The sequence below is a fragment of the Peterkaempfera griseoplana genome (genome assembly GCF_001418575.1).
GTDB classification, from domain to species: Bacteria; Actinomycetota; Actinomycetes; order Streptomycetales; family Streptomycetaceae; genus Peterkaempfera; species Peterkaempfera griseoplana.
The window spans coordinates 1-1435 of record NZ_LIQR01000791.1 but is presented as its reverse complement, the minus strand read 5'-3'; the positions used below and the strand labels follow the sequence as shown (position 1 = coordinate 1435).

General features: G+C 74.8%; 2 protein-coding genes. One reads left to right on the top strand and one right to left on the bottom strand.

The genetic code is table 11. The annotated features are described in order from the left end of the window. The coding region (locus tag AOK09_RS36830; RefSeq protein ID WP_169797123.1) for a GNAT family N-acetyltransferase at positions 1-284 on the bottom strand (284 nt) is incomplete at its 3' end. 273 nt (positions 285-557) lie between these two features. On the opposite strand from AOK09_RS36830, the gene AOK09_RS36825 reads away from it, so the two are divergent. Beyond that, positions 558-1418 carry an NAD(+)/NADH kinase gene (locus tag AOK09_RS36825; protein WP_217698546.1) on the top strand — a complete coding sequence of 287 codons (861 nt, stop codon included), beginning with the start codon at positions 558-560 and terminating at the stop codon, positions 1416-1418. Positions 1419-1435 lie beyond the last annotated feature (17 nt).

Below are 1435 nucleotides of genomic sequence, written 5' to 3'. Positions count from 1 at the left end.
CCCGGCGCCCCGCCGACGGCCGCGTCACCGCGGTGCCGGAACCCCGCCGCCTCGTCGTAGGCCCGCAGCGGGCGGTTGGCGCTGACGCAGTCCAGCCGCAGCCGCCCCGGCCCCCGGTCGAGGACCGCCCGCGCCACCCAGTCGATCATCCGGCGGCCGAGGGCGGTGCCCGCAGCCTCCCGCCGGACCGCCATCCGGTGCAGACAGCCGGCGGGGGCGGGATCGTCGTCCCACAGCGGGTCTGCCCAGTCCGGGGTGACGGTGGCGGCGAGCCGGCCGTCCACCCGCACCAGTCTCCCCCCGGCGCAGTGCCTCCTCGATCCAGTGCGGCTCGAAGCGTGCGGGCCACTGGGTGACGCCACGACCGCGGAGCCGTCCGGCAGCCTCGTCCAGCACCGCCGGCACCTCGGCCGAGTGCTCCGTTCCTGCCCTGGAGAATGTCGGGTCGCCGCGCATGCGCACCGTGATGTCGGCGGCCCGCTCCCGGTGACCACGCTTGTCCGCCCCGCCAGGAGTGTGCGTCACTGGTAATGGGTGCCGATCGTGAGGAGCCGGCCGTGGGACTACTGGGCGCTGTGGGACTGGTGCTGCACCCCGAGCGGGAGTGCGGGACGACCCTGACCAGGATCCTGGACTGGGCGCATGCCCACGGCGGGCAGGTCCTGGCGGTGCCCGAGGAGGCGGCCCGGGTCGACAGCGACGCCGTCGCCGTGGAGGCCGCGGAACTCGCCCGGCGGGCCGACCTGATCGTCAGCCTCGGCGGCGACGGCACCATGCTCCGGGCGATGCGGCTGGCCTGCGGCGGGCGGGCGCCGGTGCTGGGGGTCAATGTGGGCCGGCTGGGCTTCCTCGCCGAGGTCGACATCCCCGAGGTGCCGGAGGCGCTCTCGGCCATCGACGCACGCCGGTTCACCGTGGAGCCGCGCTCCGGGGTGCGGGCCGGGGTCGACGGCTCCGACGAGCTCGCGTTCAACGACATCGCGCTGGTACGCGTCCCCGGCGACCGCTCGGCGTCGGTGAGTGTGCAGGTCGACGGGCACCACTTCGTCAGCTACGCCGCCGACGCCGTGGTCGTGGCCACACCCACCGGGTCCACCGCGTACAGCTTCTCCGCCGGGGGCCCCATCGTCTCCCCCAGCGCCGAGGGCCTGCTGGTGACCCCGGTCGCGCCGCACTCGGCGTTCAACCGTGCGCTGTTCCTCTCCGCCGGGGAGAAGCTCGCCCTGGAGGTGCTGCCGCGCAGCGGGCGGCTGGCCGTGGAGGCGGACGGACGGGTCGTGGGCCATGTCGGCCCCGGGGACCGGCTGGACATCGACATGCTGCCCGCCGCGGCCATGGTGGTGCGCCTCGGCCGGACCACCTTCTACCAGCGCGCCCAGCGCAAGCTCAGGATCACCGGCTCCCCCGAGACCTACTGAACCCCTATCTCTTATAC